We start from the raw sequence: 22,815 nt of genomic DNA, 5'->3' as shown, positions 1-22,815 counted from the left end.
TCACGACCACGGCTGAGGACGCGCGATGGACCGCATGATCTACCTCTCGATGGCCGGCGCCAAGGCGGCCATGCAGCGGCAGGACGTGCTCTCGCACAACCTCGCCAACGTCACGACCAACGGCTTTCGCGCCGAGCTGCAGGCCTTTCGCGCCGTGCCGGTGCGTGGCGATGGCGCCTCCACGCGCGCCTTCGCGCTGGAAACCACCATTGGCTACAACGACGCGCAGGGGCCGCTCACACCGACCGGCCGCAACCTCGACGTCGCCATGCAGGGCAAGGCCTGGCTGGCCGTGCAGAGCAACGACGGCACCGAGGCCTACACGCGCGCCGGCTCGCTGGACGTGAACGCCGAAGGCATCCTCGTCATGCGCAACGGCATGCCGGCGCTCGGCGACGGCGGGCCGATCAACATCCCGCAGAACAGCGAAGTCGCCATCGGCAGCGACGGCACCGTCAGTGCCAAGTCGCCCAACCAGAAGCCGACGACGGTGGGAAGGCTCAAGCTGGTCACGTCCGAGACGCCGCTGACACGCGGTGACGACGGCCTGTTCCGCGCCGCCGACGGTGACCTGCCTGCCGACCCCGCCGCCCGCTTGCAGGACGGCGCGCTGGAAGGCTCCAACGTCAGCGCCGTCGAGACCATGGTCGCCATGATTGCCGCCGGCCGCCAATTCGAGCAGCAGATGAAGCTCATGCAGATCGCCCAGACCCAAGGTCAGCAGTCCGCCAAACTTTTAGGGAGTACCTGACCATGATGCGCTCGCTCTGGATTGCCAAGACCGGCATGGAAGCCCAGCAGACCCAGCTGGACAACATCTCCAACAACCTCGCCAACGTGGCCACCAATGGCTACAAGCGTTCGCACGCGGTGTTCGAGGACCTGATCTACCAGAACATGCGCCAGGCCGGCGCCAACAGCACCGAGCAGACCACGCTGCCCACCGGCCTGCAGGTGGGTCTGGGCGTGCGCCCGGTGGCCACGGCGCGCATCTACACGCAGGGCAATCTGCAGCAGACCAGCAACAACCTGGACCTGGCCATCAAGGGCGACGGCTTCTTCCAGATCCAGCAGCCCGACGGCACGACGGCATACACCCGGGACGGTTCGTTCCAGCTCAACGCCAACGGCCAGATGGTCACCAACAACGGCTACACGCTGCTGCCCGGCGTCACCATTCCCGCCAACGCGCAGAGCCTGACCATCGGCAACGACGGCACCGTCAGCGTCACGCTGCCGGGCCAGGCCACGGCGCAGACCGTTGGCCAGCTGCAGCTCGCCACCTTCGTGAACCCGGCCGGCCTGGACCCCAAGGGCCAGAACCTCTTCGCCGAAACCGCCGCCAGCGGCACGCCCAACACCGGCGCGCCCAACAACAACGGCATAGGCGCACTGCAACAGGGCTTCGTGGAAACGTCCAACGTCAACGTCGTCGAGGAGCTGGTGCAGATGATCCAGACCCAGCGCGCCTACGAGCTGAACTCCAAGGCCGTGCAGACGTCCGACCAGATGCTGCAGAAGCTCGCCCAGATCTAAGGCAGTCCGCCATGAAGACCCTCGCCCTCATCGCCACCGCTGCTCTGCTCGCCGGCTGCGCCGCGCCCTACCCGCAGCCCCAGGTGGAGCTGGCGCACACGCCGGTCGTCAACCTGCCGCCGGTGCAGCCTTATGCCGCCACCAACGGCTCCATCTACCAGGCCGCCAGCTACCGCCCGCTGTTCGAGGACCACCGCGCCCGCCTCGTCGGCGACACGCTGATCGTCAACATCACCGAGCGCGTGTCGGCCTCGCAGACCAGCACCAGCGAGCTGAGCAAGACCGGCAGCCTGTCGGCCGAGATCAGCGCCGTGCCCGGCATCTCGCCCAAGGCCTTCAGCCGCGCCACGGCCACAGCCGGCTCGGCCAACGACAACAAGGGCAAGGGCAGCAACCAGAACACCAATGAGTTCACCGGCGCCATCACGGCCGTCGTCACCGGCGTGCTGCCCAACGGCCACCTGATGATCAGCGGCGAGAAGCAGATCGGCGTGAACCGAAACGTCGACGTACTGCGCTTTTCCGGCCAGGTCGACCCGCGCATGATTGCCCAGGGCAATGCGGTGCCGTCCACGTCGGTGGCCAATGTGCGCATCGAGCAGCGCGGCCGCGGTGCCACAGCCGATGCGCATTCGGTGGGCTGGCTGTCGCGCTTCTTCCTGAACATCGCGCCGAGCTGATCCGCGGCCTGCGGCGGGTTGTCCCGCCGCCATGCTGGCTAATATCGGCCGAAGGGAGCCGTCAGAGCAAAGCAGAAGGTTGGCAGCCATGAGGGGATGGCAACGCAGGAGAGTCGCTGCGACGTTGTTGGGGCTACTCGCGCCGGGGCTGGCCCAGGCCGCGCCGCTGCGCTTTGCCACCGACAGCAACGATCAGACCGGCCTCGCGCCCATGGGCCGCGCCATCCTGCGCCGCGCCTTCGAGCGCCTGGGGCTGGAACTGCAGTTCGACGCCCTGCCGCTGCGCCGCTCGCTGCCCATGACCCTGCAGGGCCAGCTGGACGGCGAGGCGCTGCGCATCCGCCAGTTGGCGCTGAAGCACCCCGAGCTGCTGCTGGTGCCCGTGCCCATCGCCACCGTGCAGGTGCTGGGCTACGTGCGCCAGGGCGGCACGCGCCCGCGCGACGAGGCGGCGCTGATGGCTCTGCGCGTGGGCTACCCGCGTGGCATCGTGCTGCTGGAGAACTGGCTGGCCGACGCGCCGCGCAAGGTCGAGGCCAGCACGCGCGACGATCTGCTGAAACTGTTGCGCGCCGAGGTCATCGACGTCGCCGTGCTGACCTCTGCCGCCGGCCTGCCCGAACTGGGGCCCGAGCCCTCGGCCGGCCTGGTGCGTCTGCCCCAGCCCTTCCACGTCACGCCGCTGTTCGCAATGCTGCACCAGCGGCACGGCGAGCTGCTGCCGCGCCTGACGGCGGTGCTGCGCGAGATGGAAGACAGCGGCGAATCCGCCCGGCTGCGCAACGCGGCCTGGGGCTCGCTGCTCATGCCTTGATCGTCAGGCCTTGATGGCGGCAAGATAGTCCACCGCCAGGTGCGCCAGCGCCCGCACGCCCACCTCCAGCCCGCGCTCATCGACGATGAAGCGCGGCGAATGGTTGGAGTAGGCCTTGCTTGGTTCAATCTCCGGCGGCGTCACGCCGACGAAGAAGAACAGGCCCGGGATGATGCGCTGGAAGAACGAGAAGTCTTCCGCACCGGTCGCCTTGGGCACCACCTCGATGCCCACCGGGCGCGGGCCTGTGCTGGCCACGCGCGTCAGCGTCGGCACCATCTGCTCGGTCAGCACGGGGTCGTTGCGCGTGACTGGGTAGTTCTTCGTGATGCAGACCTTGCAGGTCGCCCGCGACGCGGCGGAGATGCCTTCGGCCAGTGTCGTGATGCGCTCGTGGATGGCGTCGCGCATGCCCTCGTCGAAGCTGCGGATGGTGCCGCGCATCTCCACCGAGTCCGGGATGATGTTCTCGCGCACGCCGCCCTTGATGGCGCCGATGGTGACGACCGCCGGCTCGCGGTTCAGGTCCAGCGTGCGGCTGACGATGGTCTGCAGGCCCAGCACGATCTGCGCCGAGGTGACGATGGGGTCCACACCCAGCCAGGGCGCGGCGCCGTGCGTCTGCTTGCCCTGAACGGTGATCTTGAAGTAGTCGCTGCTGGCCATGGTCGGCCCCGGCCGATAGCCGATGACGCCGGCATGCTGACGCGACGTGACGTGCAGGCCGAAGATGGCACCCGGCGTCGGGTTCTCCAGCGCGCCCTCCTTGATCATCAGCGCCGCGCCGCCCTCCTCACCCACGGGCGGCATCTCCTCGGCGGGCTGGAAGATGAACTTCACGCTGCCTGGAATGTCGGCGCGCAGGCCGGCCAGGATGGTCGCCACGCCCATCAGGATGGCGACGTGACAGTCATGCCCGCAGGCATGCATGACGCCCACCTCCTCGCCGTTCCAGACCGCGCGGGCCTTGGAGGCGAAGGGCAGCTCGACTTCCTCGGTGACCGGCAGGCCGTCCATGTCGGCCCGCAATGCGACCACGCCGCCGGGCTTGCCGCCCTTCAGCAGGCCGACGACGCCGGTGTGGGCCACGCCGGTCTTGACGTCGTCGAAGCCCAGCGAGCGCAGGTGCTCGGCGACGATGCCGGCGGTGCGGAACTCGCGGTTGCCGAGCTCGGGGTGGGCATGCAGGTCACGCCGCCAGGCGATGACCTGGGCCTCCAGCGCGGCGCTGGCCGCGTCGATGTCCTGCTGCAACGGCATGGGCGATCAAACCTCGGGTGCGAGATGGCGCCAGTATGACGCCGACCTCAGCCCATCAGGTTCAGATCGCGCTGCGCCCAAGCCCGGATGGCCGCGCGGGTGAGCGGTAGGACAAGCGCCAGCTGCAGCAGCAGCCACACGGCGCCGCGCTGCGGCAGCACGCCGAACAGAGGCAGAGTCAGCAGCGGCAGCGCCGCCACGACGACCGCAGCGGCCAGGCCCAGGCCGACCATCAGCATCCAGGTGGCGGCCTGCCTCTCGTAGCGGCCGCGCAGCCAGGCGCCGAAAGCCGTCGCCAGCAGCACGTCGCCCATGCCCGACGGCCAGGCGCTCAGGTAGAGCGGGCGCGATGTCAGCCCGTTCACCAGCATGGCCAGCGCGATGCCCAGGCTGAACACCACGGTGCCGGCCAGCATGGAGCCCAGCACGAGACGGCGCGCCCAGCGCTGCGGCTGCTGGCCGTGCGGTGCAAGCCGGCGGCGCCAGTGCAGCCGGGGCGCGATGAGCGAGCCGAAGGCGGAAGCGGCCACGAACATCAGCCAGAGGCCGTAGACCGGCGCGGCGTAGGCGTGGGTATAGGCCTCGCCCCAGGCCAGGAAACGCAGCGCCGACGCCTGCGCAAGGAACTGCGGCAGCCAGACCAGCACGATCCAGGCATTGCCCTTGCGCGTCTCGCCGCTCATCGTCTTCCACGGCTGCTGGTAGCTGACCGAGACCCAGCCACGCTGTGCACCGGCGCGGCGCCACCACGGCCGCAGGCTCGGGCGTGGCAGGGGCCGCGCCTTCACGACCAGCGCCCCGCCGGCCAGCATGCAGTGCCACGCGGCCGAGGCGGCGAGCGCGATGGTCAGCAGGGCCAGCCCGCCGTCCTCGCAGAGCGAAGCGATGGTCCCGGGCAGCACCAGCAGCGTCAGCGCCGCGAACCCGGGCAACAGCAGCCAGCGCGCCGCCCGCCCCTGCCAGGCGCTCACCACGCAGAACCCGGCGCAGAACGCCGCGGCCAGCACCGCCAGCGTGCCAGCCAGCGGGCGCGCGTCGCCACCCTGCCAGCCCACCACGGCCGCCAGCAGCAAGGGGCCGGCGAGACCGACGGCGGCCGTGAGTGCCAGCGTCCGCAGCAGCTCGGACCGGACCCGGGCGCGGGAGCGCTCGGGTGCCACGCGGGCCTCCCAGTGGCTGAGCCACTCGTGCGTCGTCGCGGCCAGGCCGCTGGCCACCAGCACCAGCAGCGTGGCCTGCCCGTACAGCAGCCCGACCAGGGCGCCAGTCCCGTGCAGGAAATGCTCCAGATGCACGACGGCCAGCAGGGCTGCGATGGCGCTTGTCATGCCGGACAGCAGCCGCGCCGCGAGCGGCAGGTCGACGCCCGGCGCGGCCTCGTCCAGCGGTGTCACCAGTGAGGCTTTCATGGCTTGCCCGCCACGGCGTTGAGGTCCTGCCGCGACCAGGCGCGCACGGCCGCCCACGTGAAAGGCACGATCAGCGTCAGCTGCACGGCCAGCCAGACAGGGCCGCGCTGCGGCGTCACGCCGAGCCCGTCCAGTAGCGCGAGCACGCCCGCGCCGCCCAGGCTCAAGCCGGCCAGGATCCACAGGCCTTCCTTCACCGCGCCGCGGCGGCCACGCTGCCAGGCGGCGAAGCTGCTCGCCAGCAGCACGTCGCCCAGGCCCGATGCGACGATGCGGGCGCTGCCCGCCTCACCCGCGACCGTCAACGCCAGCGACAGCCCGAAGATGCCGCCATACATCAGCATCGACCCGAACACCAGGCGGCGGGCCCAGCGCGCCGCTGTCGGGCTGCCGGGGGCGAGCCGATGACGCCAGTGCAGCGCCGGCGCGATCAGGGATGCACCGGCGAAGATGCCCATCAACATCAGCCACAGGCCATAGCCCGCGATCGCATAGACGTGGTCGTAGGCCTGCCCCCAATGCAGCCACTCGCTGCGGGAGGCGCTCTGGAACCACAGCGGCACCAAAGCCATCTGCCAGTGCGGCGCGGAGTCGGACCCCAGGAACTTGCCCGTGCCGCTGCGATAGGGCGCGGTGCGCCAGCGGCGCGACCAAGCCCGCCGCCCCCAGGCCAGCGGTTGCAGCTGCGGCCAGGGCGGCGCGCAGACGGCCAACGCGCGGGGCGACAGCAGCGCACGCCACAGCAACGCGGTGCAGCCGAGGATCGGCAACGACAGCCACGGGTCGCCGCGGCCGACGGCCTCGATGACCGTGGGCCGGGCCAGCGAGGCCAGCAGCAGCAGTGCCGGCAACGCCAGCAGCCGCGGCGCGCGGCCGCGCCAGCTCAGGCTCAGCACTAGGCCGCCGCACAGGCTGGCGCACAGCAGGGCGACCACGCCGGGCAGCATCCGCAGTTCACCGAGTTGCCAGTCCAGCACGGCGGCAAAAACCAGCGGCCCAGAGAGTCCGATGGCTCCGAGGCGCGCCAGCTCACGCGTCAGCCGTGCGCGGACCCGCTCGCGCCCGGCGGCAGGCGCGGCGCGGCTTTCCCAGGGGCCAAGACGCTCATGCGCTGCCGCCGCCAGAAGGGCAGCGCCGAACGCCAGCAGCAACGCCTGTGCCCACAGCAGCGCCACGGCCAGGCCCATGACATCGGAAGAGTCCAGCGCCAGGCCGGTCGGCAGCAGCATCAGCGCGCTGACGCAGGCCGGCAGCAGGCGGGTGGCCACCAGCTGATCGTTCGGCGGCGGCGCCTTGTCGCGAGCCGGGCGCGCCGGGTTGGCAAGCGCATTCATGTGTTCAGCACCTCCAGCAGGTCTTCCATGCTCAGGCCCGGCTCGCCGGCGGCCTCGGGGCAGCGGCGGCTGTCCACCAGCGCGCGGCCGCCCTGCGCGGCGCTCCAGTGCAGGCTGAGCGGGTCGGGCAGGCGCGCCGGCACGCAGCGCAGGTATTCCATCGCCTCGTCCCACTCGATGAAGAGCTGCACCTTGCCGTCGCGCAGGAACAGCACGTGGCTCACCACCCGCTCCAGGTCACTGAGCAGGTGGCTGGACACCAGCACCGTGCGCGGCGTGGCCTTGCGGCGCAGCGCGAACAGCGCGCGCATGAAGTCGCGCCGCGAGATGGGGTCCAGGCTGGCCACCGGCTCGTCCAGCAGCAGCAGGTCGGGGTCGTGGGCCAGGGCCATCACGACGGCCAGCTTCTGCTGGTCGCCCAGCGACAGCGCATCGGCCCGCTTGCCGAGCGGCAAGTCCAGCCGCGCCGCCAGCGTGACGGCGCTGGGCAGGTCCACGTTGGCATAGACGGCGGCCATCTCGTCCAGATGCTCCCTGCCGTTCAGGCGTGGGAAGAGGTCGGGCGTCTGCGCGGCGTAGCCCAGGCGCTCCCGCACCGCGTCGGTCAACGCCAGGCTGGGCTCACCCAGCAGCCGCGCCTCGCCTTCGTCCGGTGTGGCCAGGCCCAGCAGGCAGCGCATCAGCGTGCTCTTCCCGGCGCCGTTGCGACCGACAAGGCCGACGACCGCGCCCTCCGGGATTTGCAGGTCGATGGGGCCCAGCGCATAGCGACGGGCGACGCTCCACTGGCCGTCGGGGATGTGGAGGGTGAGCTGGCGGGCCTCGATGGCGAGAGTCATGACTTGTCCTGTTCGTCGGAATGAACGTCGGTTCGGAGGGCGCGCGCCAGGGCCTCGACGGCCTGGTCGGGCGGAATGCCGAGCTGCCGGGCCTGCCGGGCCAGCGCCTGGACGGCGGGTTCGAGCAAGGCCAGCAAGTCGCTGCCGGCCGCCGCAGGCTGGGCTCGCGCGGCCACCACCATGCCCACGCCGCGGCGACGCTCCAGCAGCCCTTCCGCCTCCAGCAGGCTGTAGGCCTTGCTGACGGTCATGGGGTTGATCGCATGCCGTTCGGCCACGGCGCGCACGCTGGGCAGTTCGTCCCCAGGCCCGAGCTGGCCGCCCGCGACCAGCCGCTGTACCTGCTCCACCACCTGGCGGTAGATGGGCGTGGCGAGCTGCGGCTGGATGTCGAAGAAGGCCTGGGGGCTGGGCATGCGTATCAGTGTATTACTCACACAATACACATGACAAGCCTTTTCTTGCTGGTCAGCCCTTGAGCAGTCGTCTCAAGCGGCGCTTGAAGTCCAGCCACTGCCGGCCGCGCGAACGGTCGATGCGCTTCACGTCGATGAGCGTGAAGGCGTCGCCGCAACCGTTCAGCGTGTGCAGGCCGGCGGTGTGGCTGCTGCTGACGAGGTCGCCCGTCAGGCGCTCGGTGCCGGCCTCGATGACGACGCGCTCGAGCGTCAGGACCGGGAAGCGCAGCAGCCGCGTGGCGCTGCCGTAGCCGGCGGAACTGTCCTGCACCGGCAGCGCCAGCACGCCGTCGCGGGCGATGAAGGGCCGGCCCGCCGGCCGCGCGCCGTCGCGGCTGACGCGGACCGGGTTGCCGGCCAGCGGCGTCCACGGCCCGGTCAGCGCCGGTGCATGGGCAGCGTGCAGCTCGCGCTGGTCACGCGCGTTCGGGCCTACCAGCGTGTAGAACATCCACCAGCGCCCGTCATGCTCGATGAGGGAGGCGTCCGCGCCCGGCAGGCCGCCCAGCAGCGCGCATTCGCGCTGCCAGTGGTTCAGCGAGGCGTCGCTCGCGCGGTAGAGGGCGATCTCGCCGGCCTGGTAGCTCTCCGGCACCATCCAGGTCTCGCCGCCATGCTCGAAGACCTGCGGGTAGGACAGGTGAAAGGGCTTGTCCAGCACCGTCGCCTGGCCACGCCAGCTCAGGTCGGCCAGCGCGAACTCATGGCGCTCGATGTTGGCGCGCTTGGTGCGGTAATCGAAGGCTTCGACGAAGACATGCAGCGCGTCGCCCCGCACCAGGCCGAAAGGGTCGGCCAGATAGCGCCACGGGCCAGCCTCGGGCAGCCAGGTGATGCGCTCGCGGGCGGCGCTCAGCGTGCTGGCATCAATGTCTTGCAGGGGCAGCGGAACGATGCCGACTTGCCAAAAGTCGGTGCGGGGCCTTTTGATCATGAGAAGGTGTGGACGGGTTCCACGCGACCGAGCAGGCCGTCGCGGCGGCGCCAATCAAGGCGCAAAGCGGAGCCGTAGCTCGAGCTACGGCGAGCATTTGTAACGCAGAGTGGCGGCGTTGCGGCGGAATGAGCGGGCGTGGGGAGGCCGTTCGCACCTTCTCCTAGGCAATGATCGCTTCTTCCTCATCCTCGAAGCGTTGTGCCTGGGCGTCCTGATGCAGCATCACATCGCGGTAGAAGCCCAGCGTGCGGGCCACCGCGTTGCTGCGGTCATAGGTGGCGGTCGCGTAGCTGACGCCCCGGGCGCCGGCAGGCATGGCGCGCAGACCGGCCAGCTCCTCGGCGATGGCGCGACCGAGCAGGTCGGCGTCGCCCACCGGCACGAGGCGGGCGGGCTGGCCCGCCAGCATCTCGCGCGGGCCTTGCGTCGCCGTGGACAGCACCGGCCGGCCGGCGCGCATGGCCTCCAGGATGGCCAGCGGGAAGGCTTCCTCTCGGGACGGCGACACGAACAGGTCGAAGGACTTCAGCGCCTGGTCGACATCGCTGCGGAAGCCCAGCAGGCGAATGCGTGCATCGCCGGCGGCCAGCTGCTTCAACGCGGCTTCGTCCGGGCCTTCGCCCAGGATGGCCAGCACGGCGTCGGCCGGCGCGTGGGCCTTGAAGCCCGCGATCAGCAGGTCCATGCCCTTGCTGACATGCAGGCGGCCGACGCTGCCCACCAGCAGCTGGCCGGGCACCAGGCCGAGCTCGGCACGCAAATCGGTGTGGCGTGCTGCGGCCCTGGCATCGCGCTCCGGCGCCCAGTTGTAGATGACGCTGGCCAGGGCTTCGCGGCTGCCCGGGAGGCTGTCATGCTGGGCGCGGTTGACGCAGACGAGGCCGTCCAGCCGCGCATGGTGATGGGCCTTGTAGCCCACATGAAGCGTGCCGATGCGCGCCACGCGGCGGGCATGGGCGACGGCCTTGCAGGCGGGGCCCAGGTGGCCGTGGCAGACATCGGCGCCCAACCGGCGAGCCAGCGCGGCGACGCGCCAGCCGCGCAGCAGCGGCAGCTTCAGGCCATGAAAACGCACGTTCGGTGCCAGCGCGCCGGCCACGGCGGAACCGGCCGAGCCGATGACATGGACACGGTGGCCGAGGGCGGCCTGGGCGTTGGCGAGGTCGACGCAATGCCGCTCACCGCCCGCGATACGGGACGAAAACACGACATGAACCAGGGTCAGCGGTTCGAAAGGCGGAGGCATGGCAGGTCTGGCAAACGAAATGTGGCGGATCAGTAAATAAAACTTTACTGACAGACACATTCAGAAACCTGTCATTCGCCTTCGCCGAAGTCAGTGTTACACGGGGCAAACTGGGGTAAACGACCGCAAAACACGTGATCCGCGGGAAAACCTGTAGGCCGCTTGCTGATCTTAGGCTGCCGTCCCGGCACCCACCACACCGCAGCGCGAGGCTGGAGTTGGGATTGACAGAATCTCACGCCGAGCGCTTTCCGACCTGAGCCCAAGCTTGCAGCAAGAAAGCCGCCGGACCGGGCGGTCGGGCGGCTTTGGGAGCGGCGCCTTGGCGCCGGAGCGCGGCGCTTCAGCGTGCGCGGCTGATCCACTCGTTACGCGACTCGTCGTAGCGGTACATCATCAGGAAGCGCTGCGTCTCCATGTTGACCTGCTCGCGCGTCAGCGTGCTCATCTCGCGTGCCGCCTTCAACGGCACCCAGCTGCCGACGGTGTCGTCATAGACGTTCATGCGCAGGAACTGGTCGCGCATGGCCAGCACCTCGGCGCGCGACATGACGCCCTTGGGCGGCTCCATGCCGGACTTGAGCACCCACATGCTGGTGAGCTCATCCCAGCGCATCAGCGCCAGAAAGGTGTCGCGGTCCATCTTGACCTGCTCGCGCGTCAGGCCTTGGGCGGTGCTGGGCAGGGCGATGGCGCTGAGGGCGGTGGCCAGCACGAGGGGCAGCAGGGAAAAGCGGTTCTTCATCTCGGGTCTCCAGGAAATGGGGGGTAGATAGGAAAGATCGCTGTGCCGACTGGGCGCCTCAGTGCTTCACAGGTGGCCAGTGGTCGCGCGGCGGCGGCCGGCCTTACAGCGTAAAAATTCCCTCCCCTTCCTGCGGCCGACGCTGACGGTTTGGAAAAGGCCGGCGCTGACCGCCCTTTTCTGCGGCTTCGCGGGCTCAAGCATCCGCAGAATCTGCCGAGTGAAGTACCTGCAAGTCATCCTCCTCGCCCTGGCCGTCGTGCTGGCCCCGGTCGCACCGGTGCAAGCCGCCCGCATCAAGGAAGTCGCCTCCGTGGCCGGCGTGCGCTCCAACCCCTTGACGGGCTACGGCCTCATCGTGGGCCTGGACGGCACTGGCGACCAGACGACGCAGGCGCCCTTCACCGGCCAGAGCCTGGCGGCCATGCTGCAGCAGTTCGGCGTCATCCTGCCCCAGGGCGTGACCATGCAGCCGCGCAACATCGCTGCGGTCATGGTGACGGCGTCCCTGCCACCCTTCGCGCAGCCTGGCCAGCAGCTGGACATCAATGTCTCGTCCATCGGCAATGCCAAGAGCCTGCGCGGCGGCACGCTGATCGCCACACCGCTGCGCGGCGCAGACGGCCAGATCTACGCCATCGCCCAGGGCAACCTGGTGGTGGGCGGCGCCGGCGCCTCCGCAGGCGGCTCCAAGGTACAGATCAACCACCTCAGCGCCGGCCGCATCCCGGCAGGCGCCCTCGTCGAGCGCTCGGTGCCCACACCGCTGGCCCAGGGCGACAGCATCCAGCTCGACCTGAACAGCAGCGACTACGCCACCGCCCGCGCCGTGGCCCAGGCCATCAACAAGGCCAAGGGCGCTGGCATTGCCCAGGCGCTGGATGGCCGCGTCGTGCGCGTGCGCGCCCCCACCACGCCGGACGAGCGTGTCGGCTTCCTGGCCGATGTCGAGAACCTCGCCATCGACCTGGCCTCCCCGGCCGCCCGCATCGTCATCAATGCGCGCACCGGCTCCATCGTCATGAACCAGGCGGTCACGCTGTCGTCCTGCGCGGTAGCGCACGGCAGCCTGTCGGTGACGATCAGCTCCACGCCCGTCATCAGCCAGCCCAATGCGCTGTCCAGCGGCCAGACGGTGGTCACCGAGAAGGCCGACATCTCCATCCGCCAGGAGCCCGGCAGCCTCATCCAGCTGCCGGCCGGCGCGCGGCTGTCGGACGTCGTCAAGGCACTGAACTCGCTCGGCGCCACGCCCCAGGATCTGCTCGCCATCCTGCAGGCCATGAAGAGCGCGGGCGCTTTGAACGCCGAGCTTGAGGTGATCTGAAATGGCCAACAGTTTCCAATCCGTCTCCGGCCAGAGCCTCGGCAGCGTCGACGCGCTGAATGGGCTCAAGGCCCAGGCCGCGCGCGACCCCAAGGCCAGCATCCGCGAGACGGCGAAACAGTTCGAATCGCTCTTCATGCAGGAGGTGATGAAGAGCATGCGCGCGTCCACGCTGTCCAGCGGCATGCTGGACAACAGCGCGACCCAGCTCGGCACCGAGATGCTGGACACCCAGTTCGCCGGCAAGATGAGCGGCCTGCCGGGCGGCCTGTCCGAGGCCATCCAGAAGCAGCTGCAGCGCCAGATGGGCATCCAGGACCTGTCGCCCGAGAGCGTGAAGAAGGCCAGCCAGACGACGCTGGCCCAGGCGCTGCCGGCGCTGGCCAACAAGGGCATCCCGAACCACGTGCAGAGCTTCATCCAGAAGCACGACGCCGCGGCGAAGTCGGCGTCCGCCGCCACCGGCATCCCGGCCAGCTTCATGGTGGCCCAGGCCGCCCACGAGAGTGGCTGGGGCAAGCGCGAAATCACCGGCGTCGATGGCAGCAAGAGCCACAACGTCTTCGGCATCAAGGCCACGCCGGGCTGGACGGGCAAGACCGTCGACGTGAAGACCACCGAGGTCATCAACGGCCAGGCCGTCAAGGTAACGGCCAAGTTCCGCGCCTACGGCAGCTACGACGAAGCCTTCAAGGACTACGCCCGCCTGATCGGCAGCAACGACCGCTATGCCAAGGTCGTGGCGCAGGCCCAGAGCGGCAACGCCGCCGGCTTTGCGCGCGGCCTGCAGCAGGCCGGCTATGCCACCGACCCGGCCTATGCCGAGAAGCTGGCCCGGACGATTCAAACCACCCAGCGCGTGCAGAGCACCCTGGCCTGACGACAAAAGAGACGTAGACGATGGCCAGCCTGCTCTCCCTCGGCGCCCGCGCGATGTTCGCCAACCAGGCGGCATTGCAGACCATCGGCCAGAACATCGCCAACGCCAACACGGTCGGCTATTCGCGCCAGTCCGTCGTGCTGACGACCTCGGCCGGCCAGTACACGGGCGCGGGCTTCTTCGGCAAGGGCGTGGACGTGCAGACCGTCGTGCGCTCGCACAACGAGTTCCTGACCAAGGAGGCCTCCACCGCCAAGTCCACCGCCTCGGCCGATGCGACGCGCGCCGAGCAGCTGGCGCGCATGGAAAAGGTCTTCCCGCCCGGCACCGACGGCCTGGGCTACGCGGCCAGTCAGTTCCTCAACGCCATGGTCGACGTGACCAGCCGCCCCAGCGACCCCTCGGCCCGCCAGGTGGCCCTGGGCCGCGCCAGCGAACTGGCCGTGCGCTTCTCCAACGGCGGCCAGCAGCTCACCGACCTGCAGGCCGGCGTCGTCAGTGACCTCAAGGCCTCAGTCACCGTCGTCAACCAGCTCGCCAAGCAGATCGCCAACGTCAACGAGCAGGTCGCCAAGTCACGCGGCACCGGTCATGCGCCCAACGACCTGCTGGACCAGCGCGAACGCCTGATCTCCCAACTGGGCGAATATGTCTCGGTGACGACGCTGCCGGCCGACGACGACACCGTGGGCGTCTTCATCGGCGGCGGCCAGCGCCTGGTGCTGGGCAACCAGGCCTCGGCGCTGCAGGTCTCGGCCGACCCCTACGATGCCCAGCGCGCCGTGCTGTCCCTCAATGAAGGCGGCTTCAACCGCGCGCTGGACGAAAGCGTGCTGACCGGCGGCTCCATGAGCGCCCTGCTTGCCTTCCAGAACAAGGACCTGCAGGACGCCCGCAACATGCTCGGCCAGTTGGCAGCCTCCATCGGCATCCGCGTCAACGATCAGAACGCCCTCGGCCTGGACCTGTCCAACCCGCCCGGCCAGGGCGCCCAGATCTTCAACGTCGCGGCACCGCGCGTGCTGGCAGCTGCCAGCAACACGCGCGATGCCAGCGGCGCCTTTGCCAGCGGCGTGGCGGCCACCATCGTCAATGCCGGCCAGCTGCAGGCCAGCAGCTACAAGCTGACCTCCAGCGCCCCCGGCAGCTACGAGCTGACGCGGATGACCGACGGCTTGGTGCGCACGGTCAACGACGGCGACACCATCGACGGCTTCCAGATCAGCTTCACCCCGTCGGCACCGGTGCCTGGCGAGAGCTTCCTCATCGAGCCGGTGGGCGCCGCTGCCGTCGAGATGCGCCGTGTGCTGGACAGCCCCAACGGCATCGCCGCCGCATCGCCGCTGACGGCCTCCGCCTCCGTCAACAACACCGGCACGCTCACCATCGACAGCGTCTACGCCGTCAACAGCAACGTGGACGCCAACCAGGCGCCCATCACCATCGCCTTCGGCACGCCCGACGCCACCACCAGGACCGTGCCCTACACGCTGACGCTGGCCGACGGCAGCGTGTTCAACGGCAACTGGAGCGCCGGCCAGGCCATAGGCAACCAGCCGGCGGCCGGCATTGATCTGGGCTTCGAGCTGCGTACCAACGGCGTGCCGCGCGAGGGCGACCAGATCACGCTCGAAAAGACCATCTACACCGCGACGAACAACGGCAACGCCAAGGCCTTCCTGAACATCCAGAGCGAGGCCTTCGTCGGCCGCCAGCTGCTACCGGACGGCAGCGTGACGGCCGGCTCGACCATCAATGACGCCTACGCCAGCTCCATGAGCGAAATCGGCTCGCGCGTGCAGAGCGCGACCTACCTGTCCGGCGTCTCCACCACCGTCGCCACCGACGCCGAGACCAACCGCTCCGGCCAGGCCGGCGTCAACCTCGACGAGGAAGCCTCGCGGCTGATGCAGTTCCAGCAGAGCTACCAGGCCGCCGCCAAGGTGCTGCAGACGGCGCAGACCTTGTTCGACGAACTGATGCGCATCGCTGCTCGATAGAGGGACTCATGAGACTTTCCACCGCCAACCTCTACGACGCCTCCATCGCCAACCTGCAGCGCCGCCAGAGCGCGCTGCAGAACCAGCAGGAGCAGCTCACCTCGGGCAAGCGCATCGCCCTGGCCAGCGACGACCCCACCGGCGCCGCGCGTGCCGAGCGGGCGCTGGCCTCCATCGGCCGCGTCGAGGCCAACCAGCGCGCGCTGGAAGCCAGCCGCAACAGCATGACGCTGGCCGAGTCGGCGCTGGGCGACGCCAACGAGCTGCTTCAGCAGGCCCGCGAGACCATGGTCTCCGCCGGCAACGCCACCTACTCGGACGCGGAGCGCCAGGGCCTGGCGAACAAGCTGCAAGGCATACGCGACCAGTTGCTCTCCATCGCCAACCGGCCCGACGGCTCCGGCGGCTACCTGTTCTCGGGCCAGGGCTCGTCCAGCCCGCCCTTCCTGGACCAGTCCGGCGGCGTGTCCTACGTCGGCGTGTCCGGCACCATCCAGACCGGCAACCTCGACAACTTCCAGCTCACCATCGACGGCCGCAGCGCCTGGGAGCAGTCGTCCAGCGGCAACGGCAGCTTCGAGACCGCGCCCAGCGCCGTGCTGCCCGACCCCGTCACCGGCAAGCCCACCGTGCAGCTGATCGACCCGGGCGCGAGCGCGGCGGCCGGCGCGCCCGTGGCGCTGCTCAACCCGGTGTCGGGCAAGCCGGCCTCAGGCTGGATCGACAGCGGCCGCGTCGTCGACCCCTCGCTGCTGACCGGCCACAACTACCGCATCGACGTGGCCGGCACCTCGCCCAGCCAGACCTACTCGCTGACCGACCAGGACACCGGCGGCGTCGTCGCCAGCGGCAGCTTCAAGCCCGGCGAGGCCATCGTGGCCGACGGCATGGCGCTGATCGTGTCGGGCACACCCGTCGACGGCGACGCCTTCGCGGTGGCCGGTTCCGCACGCAGCCTCAAGCTCTTCGACGCCCTCGACAAGGCCATCGTCGACCTCAACACACCGCAGCGCACGCGCAACCAGGTCACGCAGGCCAACGCCGTCGCCATCCGCAACCTCGACGCCGTCATGGGCAATCTGCAAAGCGCGCGCAGCCAGGTCGGCGAGCGGCTGAACAACCTCGACGGCACCGAGACCCGCTTGGCCGCGCTCAAGCAGTACAGCGAAGCCGAGAAGAGCGCCGCCGAAGACCTGGACATGGTCAAGGGCATCTCGGACTTCCAGAACCAGCAGACCGGCTATGAAACGGCGCTGAAGACCTACGCCATGGTGCAGAAGATGTCGCTGTTCCAGTACATCACCGGGTGAGATGGAGCCCCTCGCCCAGTCTTGCGCCGCTGAACGCGGGCAAGCCTAGTCGGTCCCCCGTGGGGACGGCGATGCTCGCGGGGAAGGCCCCGCTCGCACATCGCCAGGCGGGCCGGCTTGGGAGCGGCCCGGCGCTCGGCCCGAATACCAGCGGCGGCGCGTGAAGCTGTCACGAATTGACGGCACGGCCGGTGAATGGGCGTGGCAGACTGCCGCATTCCTCGCCCCCCGCGCCGCGCCATGTCCGACAACGCCCCTGCCGCCCTCGATCACGCCATCCTGCCCGGCATCGCCCTCGGCTACTCGCCCGTCATCGACCGCCAGCGCGCCATCGCCGGCACGCGGCTCACGCTGGTGCCGCTGCGGCCCGACGCCAAGCCCGACCACGCCGAGTTGCTGGCCGCGCTGAGCGCCACCTTTCCCAACGGCGGCGCCCTCATCAGCCCCCAGGGTGAAGCCCTGCTGACCGCCCTGCTGGCCCAGCCGCCGGCCGAGCCCTCCCAGATCGAGGTGCCCGCCTTCATCGCCGCCGACCCCGCCCACGCCTCGGCAATAGCCGCGCTCAAGGGCGCCGGCCATCGCGGCCTGCTCAAGGGCCTGCCCAATGAGCCGCTGCCCGCTGCCGTCGCCGCCGTCTTCAAACAGGTCGTGCTGGAGCCCGGCCAGACGGCGCCGGCCGGCACCGAGCTGGTCTGCGCCGGCATCCGCGGCGCCGAAGCGGTGGAGGCCGCCTTCAAGGCCGGCGCCCACAACGTCATCGGCTGGACCATGGACGGCCCCTACGAGCCCACCAGTGGTACCAAGACCGAGATCGCGGCCGACCTGCAAGTCATCATGGAGCTGATGTCCCGCGTCGACGAAGGCGAGGACGTCGAGCGCCTGGAGCAGACCCTCAAGCGCGACCCCAGCCTGGCCTTCAAGCTGCTGCGCTACATGAACTCCGCCGCCTTCGGCCTGCCGGTCGAGGTGTCCAGCTTCCGCCACGCCATCATGCTGCTGGGCTATGCCCGCCTGAAGCGCTGGCTGGCCCTGCTGCTGACGACGGCCAGCAAGGACCACAGCATGCGCCCCATCATGTTCGGCGCGGTGCGCCGCGGCCTGCTGATGGAAGAACTGGCCCAGGGCATGAGCGAACGCGAGCAGCGCGACGAGATGTTCATCTGCGGCCTGTTCTCGCTGCTGGACCACATGCTGAAATCACCCTTCGACAAGCTGCTGCAGTCGATCCCCGTGCCCGAACGCGTGCGCCAGGCCCTCGTCGACGAGACCGGCCCCTTCCTGCCCTATCTGGAACTGGTGCGCGCCATCGAGTCCGAGAGCGTGTTCGACTACCGCGAGCGCGCCGATGCGCTGATGCTGAGCGCCGGTGAGATCAACGCCTGCGTGCTGCGCGCGCTGAACAAGGCGACCCAGCTCGAATGAGCGCCGCGCCGGGCCGCCCCGAGCAAGCTCGCTCCCGCCTGGCGGGACAGGCCGCAGGCCGAAGGGTGCACCAGTGAGCCGGCTCGCGCAGGGCTGAACCATGTTCGGCTCGCCCGCCTCCGCCACGCTGCTCGACCTCGTCGGCGACCCGGTGCTGACGCTGCGGGCCGACCTGTCCGCGCTGCGCGCCAACCCGGCCGCACGCGAGTGGCTGGGCGGTGACGCCGCCGAGGGCTGGCGCTTGCTGCGCCAGGCCGCCGGCAGCCGGCTGGAGACGTGGCTGCGCGAGGCGGCGCGGGCCATAGACGCGGGCCGCGCGCCACCGCCTGCGCCGCCGCTCAAGCTCGCCGACGGCCAGCGCGCGACGCTGCACCTGCTGCGCGACCGCCCCAACTGGCTGCTGCACGCGCGCCTGAGCGCTGCCGAAAGCGGTGAGCCGCCGCTGGTCGAATGGCTGGCCCTGTCGCCCCAGCCGGCGGCACTGGCCGATGCCGGCAGCGGCGCACTGCTGCGCCGCAACGCCGCCTTCGACGCCCTCTGCCCCGGCTCGCCACGCCATCTGAACGATCTGCCGGACCTGCTGCAGGCCCTGCTGGGCTGGCACCGCGGCGCGCCGCTGCCGGCGCTGACGGCCCAGCGCCTGCAGGACCCGCCCCTCGTCATGGAGGCCGAGTTCGTCGACCCGCAAGGCCACCACCGCTGGCTGCAGGCGCGGCTGCGGCTGTGGCGCAACGACGGCCGTGCGCTGCTGCTGGCCCAGCTGGAGGACCACAGCACCTTGCACGAGCGTGACCTGGCCCACCAGCAGCTCGACGCGCTGATGGACACGGCCGCCGTGGGCTTGGCCACCTTCCAGCCCGAGGCTGGCTGGCTCAAGCCGCATCGCAAGGGCTCGCCCTTCAAGACCGGCACCAAGCAGCCGGTGGCCTCGCTGCAGGGCATCAACCGCGACATCGTCGAGCCCGCCTCGCTGCCCGAGTTCGAGCGCCTGCAGCGGGCGCTCAAGAAGGGCGATGCGGTCGAGGTGCGCTACGCCGTGCGCCACCCCGAGCTGGGCCGGCGCTGGTTGCTGACCCGCGTGGCACCGGGCCTGCTGGCCGGCGGGCGGCGCTCCACCTCGGTCGTCACGCTGGACGTGACCGCCCAGGCCCAGGCCGAGAACGCGCTGCTGCTGCGCGCCGAGAGTGAACGCGCCGTGCTGGACTCGGTGCTGGTGGGCATCGTCACCGTCGGCCCCGAGGGCATCGAATGGATGAACCGCTCGGCGCGGCGCATGTTTGGCTGCGAGCTGGACGACGTGCTGGGCCAGCCCATGGGCGTGCTGGCACCCGAGGACAACGAGCACGCCTTCCACGCCGAGCCGGGCGCCGACGTGTTCGAGTGCCGGCTGCGCGGGCGCGACGGGCGCGAGTTCTGGGTCATCGGCAACGCGGTGCAGACGCCGCGCGAGCAGGGCCAGATCCAGACCACCTACGCGCTGCTCGACATCGACCGCCGCCGCCAGGCCGAGGCGCAGAGCCGCCTGGCGCAGGCGTCCCTGGCCCGCATCATTGAAGGCGCGCCGCTGGCCATCACGCTGCACGAGGCGCAGAGCCTGCGCATCGTCAAGCTCAACCACGCCGCCGCCATGCTGGCCGGCCGCCCGGAAGCCGCGCTGCTGGGCGGCACGCCGGTGCAGCTGTTCGGCGCCGAGCAGGGCGCGAAAGTCGCGGCCGACATGCGCGAGGCGCTGGAGTCGCAGACCGTGGTGCAGCGCGAATACCACGTCCCCGCCGGCCCGGCCACGCGCATCTGGGACGCGCGCCTGCTGCACCTGGCCGCCGGCAACGACTCGCCGGAGCTGCTGCTGATGGTGGCCAGCGACGTCACCGATCAGCGCGCCGCCGAGCAGGCCCGCCTGCAGGCCGCCATCTCGCAGCGCGAGCTGCTGGTGCGCGAGGTGCACCACCGCATCAAGAACAACCTGCAAGGCGTGGCGGGCCTGCTGCAGCAGATCGCGGTACGCCGGCCCGAGGTCGCCGGGGTGCTGAAGGAGGCCGTGGGCCAGGTGCAGGCCATCGCCCAGGTCTACGGCCTTCAGGTGGGCGCCACCGGCCCGCTGCTGCTCAAGCGCGTGTTCGACGCCATCGTCGGCTCGGTGCAGCGCATGCAGGGCCGCGTCATCACCAGCGCAGCCGAGGGCGGCGCACTGATGGACGACTGGTGCCTGCCCGAGGCCGAGGCCATTCCCATCGCGCTCAGCCTCAACGAGCTGCTGGGCAACGCGCTCAAGCATGGCAACGAGGCCCAGGTGCGCTGCCAGCTCATCTGCGACCCGACCGGCGTGACGGTCGAAATCGTCAACACCGGCCGCCTGCCCGAAGGCTTCGCGCTGCAGAACGTCAAGAGCGGCGTCTCGGGCCTGGGCCTGGTGCGCGCGCTGCTGCCGCGGCGCAGCGCCATCCTGAGCCTGGAACAGCAGGGCGAGGACGTCGTTTGCCGGCTGGAACTGATTCCACCGAGCGTGGTTCACAATCCGGCGACAAAACCAAATTTCTGAGGGGCGCGGTGAGCAAGGGCAAGATTCTGGTCGTCGATGACGACAGATTGGTGCTGGCGACGCTGAGTTACGGGCTCACGCAGGCCGGCTTCGAGGTCATAGACGCCGACAACGGCGACGACGCCATCCTGCTCGCCCGTGAGCACCGGCCCGAGCTGGCCCTGCTCGACATCCGCATGGAAGGCCTGACCGGCTTCGACGTCGCCGCCTATCTGCGCGAGTTCCTGCAGACGCCGTTCATGTTCCTGTCCGCCTTCGCCGACGAGGCGACGGTGGCCAAGGTCAAGGAGCTGGGCGCCGTCGCCTACCTCGTCAAGCCGCTGGACATCTCCCAGATCGTGCCCGCCGTGGAGGCAGCGTTCGCGCGCTCGGCCCCCGTGCCCACGCCTGCCGCAGCGCCAGCCGCGCCACCGTCCGAACTGCCCGCCCTGCTGGATCCGACGGCCATGGCTGTCGGTGTGCTGATGCACCGCTATTCGCTGCCGCGCGACGAAGCCCTGACGCGGCTGATGAGCCTGGCTGCGGCCGATGGCCACAGCGTGCCCGAGCAGGCGCGGCGCATCGTCGATGCCGTGGAGTTGCTGGCCCGACCGGGCCAGCGCGCCTGAATCAGCTCAAGGTGAAATAGAAGCGCGAACCTTCGCCTACTGCTGACTCGGCCCAGATGTCGCCGCCGTGCCGCCGCACGATACGGCGCACCAGCGCCAGGCCCACCCCCGTGCCGGGAAAGTCGCTGGCGCTGTGCAGACGCTGGAAGACGCCGAAGAGGCGCTCGGCAAAGCGCATGTCAAAGCCTGCGCCGTTGTCCGACACCACCAGCACGCGCCGCCCATCCTGTTGGACGCTGCCGAAACGGATCTCGGTGCAGGGCGCCTTGGCGCTGTACTTCCAGGCATTGCCCAGCAGGTTCTCCAGCACCATGCGCAGCAGCGTCGGGTCGCCCTGCACCGTCAGGTCGGGCTCGATGTCCAGCACCAGCTCGCGCTGCGGCGCGCTGCGCTTGAGCTCTTCCATCACATAGCCGGCCTGCTGCGACAGGTTGACCGGCTGGCGCGCCAGCGGCCGCGTCGACAGCTGGCTGAGCGACAGCAGCGCGTCGATCATGCTGTTCATGCGCGCGCTGGCACTCATGACGCGGTCGAGATGGTCGTTGCCGACACGGTCCAGACGGCCGCCGTAGTCCTCTTTCAGGATGCGCGCAAAGCCCTCCACGACACGCAGCGGCGCGCGCAGGTCGTGGGAGACCGTGTAGCTGAACGACTCATGCTCGGCCGCCAGATCGGGCTGGGCCGGCGCGGCCGCAGGCGGCGGCGCTGCCTCGGGCGGTCGCGCCGTGCCGACATAGCCTGCGAAATGACCGTGCGAGTCGATGCAGGGCAGGCCGCGCAGGCACCAGTGCGCATCGCCGTCGACGGCGGCCAGCTCCAGCTCGGCAAAGGACTGGTGGGCGTGCAGCCGCTCGCGCAGCTGCGCTGCGGGCTCGGCCGGCGCGAAGCGTTCCCACAGCAGCTGCGTGCCTGCACCGGCGCCCATCCAACTTGATGCCGGCGCGCCCTGCGGCGCCTGCCAGCGCACGAGGCGGTGCGTCGCGTCGGTGGCCCACTGCCAGTCGCGCTGCAGCTGGGCCTGCATCAGCAATTGCTGGCGCGCCTCGCGCAGCGGTTCGGTCAGGCGCTGGCGCGTCAGACGCACGCCGGCATGCCAGCCCAGCGCCGCCGCCACCAGCACCATGACTCCGGTGAAGAAAGCCGTCAGCACCAGCGCCGCGTGCACCAGGCCGACTTCGCCGCCCCAGACCCGCATGAGGGCCAGCACCACCAGGGTGCCGAGCACCAGCATCAGCAGCGCCACCCCGGCCAGACCCAGCACCAGCAGCCGCATCGGCAGCCGCCGCTCCAGGCGGCGCGAGGGCGCGCTGTCGTCACTGAGGCTCTTCATGCGAGTCATTGTAGGCAGCGCTTCTGCGCGCCCAGGTGCATATGCACCACCGTGTGCACGACGCCAAATCTGTGCATTTAGTCGCGGCGCGCCCCCTACCCGCCCAAGCTACATTTGCAGTGCTACCCAGCGCCTCGCCAC

20 protein-coding genes are annotated in these 22,815 nt (G+C 70.1%); 11 read left to right on the top strand and 9 right to left on the bottom strand.

Annotated elements, in window-relative coordinates:
• Nucleotides 1-25: 25 nt before the first annotated feature.
• The 4 genes from flgF (at nt 26) to ACXRVZ_RS08260 (ending at nt 3,030) form a co-directional block, all read left to right on the top strand.
• The gene (gene flgF / locus ACXRVZ_RS08275; protein ID WP_457423843.1) at nt 26-751 is read left to right on the top strand and encodes a flagellar basal-body rod protein FlgF; all 726 of its coding nucleotides are present in this window, start codon (nt 26-28) and stop codon (nt 749-751) included.
• 2 nt (nt 752-753) lie between these two features.
• On the top strand, nt 754-1,536 hold the full coding sequence (gene flgG / locus ACXRVZ_RS08270; protein WP_457423845.1) for a flagellar basal-body rod protein FlgG: 783 nt from the start codon (nt 754-756) through the stop codon (nt 1,534-1,536).
• Between the two features lie 11 nt (nt 1,537-1,547).
• Nucleotides 1,548-2,216 (top strand): flagellar basal body L-ring protein FlgH, encoded by a 669-nt coding sequence (locus ACXRVZ_RS08265; protein ID WP_457423847.1) that lies wholly within the window; start codon nt 1,548-1,550, stop codon nt 2,214-2,216.
• A gap of 88 nt (nt 2,217-2,304) precedes the next feature.
• Nucleotides 2,305-3,030: a substrate-binding periplasmic protein gene (locus tag ACXRVZ_RS08260; RefSeq protein WP_457423849.1), complete on the top strand. Its 726-nt coding sequence runs from the start codon at nt 2,305-2,307 to the stop codon at nt 3,028-3,030.
• 3 nt (nt 3,031-3,033) lie between these two features.
• Here the strand turns inward: ACXRVZ_RS08260 and ACXRVZ_RS08255 are convergent, their stop codons facing one another.
• The 8 genes from ACXRVZ_RS08255 to ACXRVZ_RS08220 form a co-directional block, all read right to left on the bottom strand.
• Nucleotides 3,034-4,290, bottom strand: coding sequence for an amidohydrolase (locus ACXRVZ_RS08255; protein ID WP_457423851.1), 1,257 nt, complete (start codon nt 4,288-4,290; stop codon nt 3,034-3,036).
• Between the two features lie 47 nt (nt 4,291-4,337).
• On the bottom strand, nt 4,338-5,699 hold the full coding sequence (locus tag ACXRVZ_RS08250) for a hypothetical protein (RefSeq protein WP_457423852.1): 1,362 nt from the start codon (nt 5,697-5,699) through the stop codon (nt 4,338-4,340).
• On the bottom strand, nt 5,696-7,033 hold the full coding sequence (locus tag ACXRVZ_RS08245; RefSeq protein WP_457423854.1) for a hypothetical protein: 1,338 nt from the start codon (nt 7,031-7,033) through the stop codon (nt 5,696-5,698). Before ACXRVZ_RS08245 ends, ACXRVZ_RS08250 begins: the two co-directional genes overlap by 4 nt.
• Nucleotides 7,030-7,872, bottom strand: coding sequence for an ABC transporter ATP-binding protein (locus ACXRVZ_RS08240; protein WP_457423856.1), 843 nt, complete (start codon nt 7,870-7,872; stop codon nt 7,030-7,032). Before ACXRVZ_RS08240 ends, ACXRVZ_RS08245 begins: the two co-directional genes overlap by 4 nt.
• Entirely contained in the window at nt 7,869-8,288 is a 420-nt protein-coding gene (locus tag ACXRVZ_RS08235) for a GntR family transcriptional regulator (protein WP_457423858.1), read from the bottom strand. Before ACXRVZ_RS08235 ends, ACXRVZ_RS08240 begins: the two co-directional genes overlap by 4 nt.
• 52 nt (nt 8,289-8,340) lie before the next feature.
• On the bottom strand, nt 8,341-9,264 hold the full coding sequence (locus tag ACXRVZ_RS08230) for a glucosamine inositolphosphorylceramide transferase family protein (RefSeq protein WP_457423860.1): 924 nt from the start codon (nt 9,262-9,264) through the stop codon (nt 8,341-8,343).
• A gap of 163 nt (nt 9,265-9,427) precedes the next feature.
• Nucleotides 9,428-10,474 (bottom strand): glycosyltransferase, encoded by a 1,047-nt coding sequence (locus ACXRVZ_RS08225; RefSeq protein ID WP_457423862.1) that lies wholly within the window; start codon nt 10,472-10,474, stop codon nt 9,428-9,430.
• A gap of 382 nt (nt 10,475-10,856) precedes the next feature.
• Nucleotides 10,857-11,258 carry a hypothetical protein gene (locus ACXRVZ_RS08220; RefSeq protein ID WP_457423864.1) on the bottom strand — a complete coding sequence of 134 codons (402 nt, stop codon included), beginning with the start codon at nt 11,256-11,258 and terminating at the stop codon, nt 10,857-10,859.
• 220 nt (nt 11,259-11,478) lie between these two features.
• Here ACXRVZ_RS08220 and ACXRVZ_RS08215 point away from each other — a divergent pair, with 220 nt between their 5' ends.
• The 7 genes from ACXRVZ_RS08215 (at nt 11,479) to ACXRVZ_RS08185 (ending at nt 21,344) form a co-directional block, all read left to right on the top strand.
• Nucleotides 11,479-12,585, top strand: a complete 1,107-nt coding sequence (locus ACXRVZ_RS08215; RefSeq protein WP_457423866.1) for a flagellar basal body P-ring protein FlgI — start codon at nt 11,479-11,481, stop codon at nt 12,583-12,585.
• Nucleotide 12,586: 1 nt separating this feature from the next.
• A complete protein-coding gene (gene flgJ, locus ACXRVZ_RS08210; RefSeq protein WP_457423868.1) occupies nt 12,587-13,465 on the top strand; it encodes a flagellar assembly peptidoglycan hydrolase FlgJ in 879 nt (292 codons plus the stop codon).
• Nucleotides 13,466-13,485: 20 nt separating this feature from the next.
• Nucleotides 13,486-15,465 carry a flagellar hook-associated protein FlgK gene (gene flgK / locus ACXRVZ_RS08205; RefSeq protein WP_457423870.1) on the top strand — a complete coding sequence of 660 codons (1,980 nt, stop codon included), beginning with the start codon at nt 13,486-13,488 and terminating at the stop codon, nt 15,463-15,465.
• A gap of 8 nt (nt 15,466-15,473) precedes the next feature.
• Complete coding sequence (flgL, locus tag ACXRVZ_RS08200) at nt 15,474-16,775, top strand: flagellar hook-associated protein FlgL (protein WP_457423872.1); 1,302 nt, start codon at nt 15,474-15,476, stop codon at nt 16,773-16,775.
• Between the two features lie 240 nt (nt 16,776-17,015).
• On the top strand, nt 17,016-18,197 hold the full coding sequence (locus tag ACXRVZ_RS08195) for an EAL and HDOD domain-containing protein (RefSeq protein WP_457423874.1): 1,182 nt from the start codon (nt 17,016-17,018) through the stop codon (nt 18,195-18,197).
• Between the two features lie 100 nt (nt 18,198-18,297).
• A complete protein-coding gene (locus ACXRVZ_RS08190) occupies nt 18,298-20,736 on the top strand; it encodes a PAS domain-containing protein (protein WP_457423876.1) in 2,439 nt (812 codons plus the stop codon).
• 8 nt (nt 20,737-20,744) lie between these two features.
• The gene (locus ACXRVZ_RS08185) at nt 20,745-21,344 is read left to right on the top strand and encodes a response regulator (protein WP_457423878.1); all 600 of its coding nucleotides are present in this window, start codon (nt 20,745-20,747) and stop codon (nt 21,342-21,344) included.
• Between the two features lies 1 nt (nt 21,345).
• On the opposite strand, the gene ACXRVZ_RS08180 is transcribed toward ACXRVZ_RS08185, so the two are convergent.
• Entirely contained in the window at nt 21,346-22,674 is a 1,329-nt protein-coding gene (locus ACXRVZ_RS08180) for a sensor histidine kinase (RefSeq protein ID WP_457423880.1), read from the bottom strand.
• Between the last annotated feature and the right edge of the window lie 141 nt (nt 22,675-22,815).

The sequence above is a fragment of the Roseateles sp. P5_E8 genome (genome assembly GCF_054177665.1).
This window is presented reverse-complemented; position numbering and strand designations above follow the sequence as displayed.